Genomic DNA, 1,676 nt, shown 5'->3' on the forward strand with positions numbered 1-1,676 from the left:
TTCTTTTGATTAAACAGAGTTTCTGAATCATTTTAGAGAACATTAAATGAGCCTAATTATGAACCGTCTAATTTCCTCGGGTTTTACCGTTGCTTTGTCATTACTTGTAGTGGCATGTAGCTCACCCCACACGTTGGATGTACGCGTACAAAAAGACAATTACAAAGAAGTGGTTGTAGAAGAAGCGATATCAGTAAAAGAGCCATTGCGTATGTGGGCGAGTGAGAACCCAGACTTCTTATACTCTCCAATCGATCAAACAACGCCAATTAAAGTGTCAGGTGAGCAACTAAATATCTTAGCTTTGTCAGGAGGCGGCGCGAACGGAGCCTTTGGAGCCGGTATTTTGATAGGGCTGGAAGAATCTGGCCAATTGAAAGACTACTCAATAGTTACTGGCATCAGTGCAGGAGCGCTAATGGCACCATTTGTATTCATCGGCGGAGATGCATTTCCGAAGATGAAGGAGGTGATGTTAAACATCAATGACAAATCAGTGCTCGGCAAAAAGAACTTTTTAAACACCGTGTTTAAAGATGCTTTTACTGACGGTAAAAACTTGAATCAATTTATCGCTCAGGCGTTCCCTGAACCGATGATCGAGCAAATTGCTGCGCGACACCGCAACGGTAAGCGTTTGTTTATTGGTAGCACACACTTTGATTCTGGAGAGCTTGTCATTTGGAATGTGGGCGCAATTGCAAATAGTGACATGCCAGATAAGTCTGAACTTATATATAAGGTTTTAGCAGCAAGTGCTTCTATTCCTGGAGTCTTCCCACCGCAGTTTATCAATGTGAAGTACGAAGGTAAAAGTTATGAAGAACTTCACGTCGATGGTGGTTTAGCCGCTCAAGTATTTTTCAATCCATCTAACTTCGACTATCAGCAGATCTCAGATGCTCTTGGGTTAGAAAAACCACCACAGCTCGATGTTATTCGAAATGGAGCACTGAAAGCGCCGTACCACTCGCTGAGAGATAAGGGTCTAGATTTAGTAGCAAAGAGCGTATCAAGCCTGACTCTTGCTCAAACACGTGGTGATTTATATCGAATGAAATACATCTGTGAAATCAACAACATTGATATGCAACTTACTTACATCGAGCACGACTTTGGTTACGCCAAACGAACCAAAGACATGTTTGATGAACACTATTTATTAACCATATACGAATATGGTTATCACAAAGCAACTCAGGGCAAACCTTGGGTAACAGAATTACCTTAATTTAGGGATATCGTAAAATGAATAAAACAGTTTTAGCGCTACTTATCATGGCAACGTCTAGCGCTGCCATGGCACAAAATGTGACCTCAATGGAACAGCAAAAAGTCGATAACGACATGCTACAACTGGCCGACGTTCAACAAGAAGCGGCGTTGTTCATGGTTGAAGAAAATTCAGACTACGTGGAGATTGACTACATTGGTCAGTGGGTTGACGTGAACAATTACGTCACACATAAAGAAGCTAAAGAACGCCAGCTTCAAAAGACCACCAAGAAATACATTTACTCGCAAACAGGTGAAACTCTAGAATCCATCGAGCAGCGAATTGCTGAGCATATTCAAGTGGACCAACCTAGATATTTCAGTGTCGATGTTTACCGTAATTACCACGGTGATTCTGGGGACTTTAACTATCTAGCTCGAGTTATCGAATACATTTAAGT

General features: G+C 41.6%; 2 protein-coding genes. Both read left to right on the forward strand.

The genetic code is table 11. From position 1 onward, the window contains the following. The first annotated feature begins 58 nt into the window (after positions 1–58). Positions 59–1,231 (forward strand): patatin-like phospholipase family protein, encoded by a 1,173-nt coding sequence (locus AB4161_RS23095; RefSeq protein ID WP_372084476.1) that lies wholly within the window; start codon positions 59–61, stop codon positions 1,229–1,231. A gap of 17 nt (positions 1,232–1,248) precedes the next feature. Then, entirely contained in the window at positions 1,249–1,674 is a 426-nt protein-coding gene (locus AB4161_RS23100) for a hypothetical protein (RefSeq protein WP_102394485.1), read from the forward strand. Positions 1,675–1,676: the final 2 nt, after the last annotated feature.

This window comes from Vibrio sp. 10N.286.51.E5 (genome assembly GCF_041469125.1).
Classification (GTDB): Bacteria; Pseudomonadota; Gammaproteobacteria; order Enterobacterales; family Vibrionaceae; genus Vibrio; species Vibrio crassostreae_C.

What these genes read in the sequence shown, in the direction of transcription:
- AB4161_RS23095 (WP_372084476.1), top strand. Translation starts at nt 59, where the DNA reads ATGAACCGTCTAATTTCCTCGGGTTTTACCGTTGCTTTGTCATTACTT.
- AB4161_RS23100 (WP_102394485.1), top strand. Translation starts at nt 1,249, where the DNA reads ATGAATAAAACAGTTTTAGCGCTACTTATCATGGCAACGTCTAGCGCT.